A 241-nucleotide genomic window follows, 5' to 3' on the forward strand; every position below is an offset into this window, starting at 1 on the left:
CGTTATGGAGCAGTTGCGTAATTCACCTGTCCAGATCGCAGTCGTCGTCGATGAGCATGGCTCTTTCGAAGGTGTCGTGACGCCGACCGACGTTCTGGAAGCCATTGCTGGTGAGTTCCCGGATGAAGACGAAGAGGCGGCTGTCGCGCAGTCGGACGGGCAGGGTGGTTATCTTGTAGACGGCTTTACCGATATTCGCCGGTTAAGCGGCCTTCTGGAACGCGACCTTCTGGATGACGGT

1 protein-coding gene is annotated in these 241 nt (G+C 57.3%); it reads left to right on the forward strand.

Annotated elements, in window-relative coordinates; genetic code table 11:
* A partial coding sequence (locus SB719_RS22325) for a CBS domain-containing protein (protein ID WP_412160058.1) occupies positions 1-241 on the forward strand: 241 nt, incomplete at both ends.

It is taken from the genome of Pantoea sp. SIMBA_079 (assembly GCF_046940275.1).
In the GTDB taxonomy this organism is placed as follows: domain Bacteria; phylum Pseudomonadota; class Gammaproteobacteria; order Enterobacterales; family Enterobacteriaceae; genus Pantoea; species Pantoea borealis.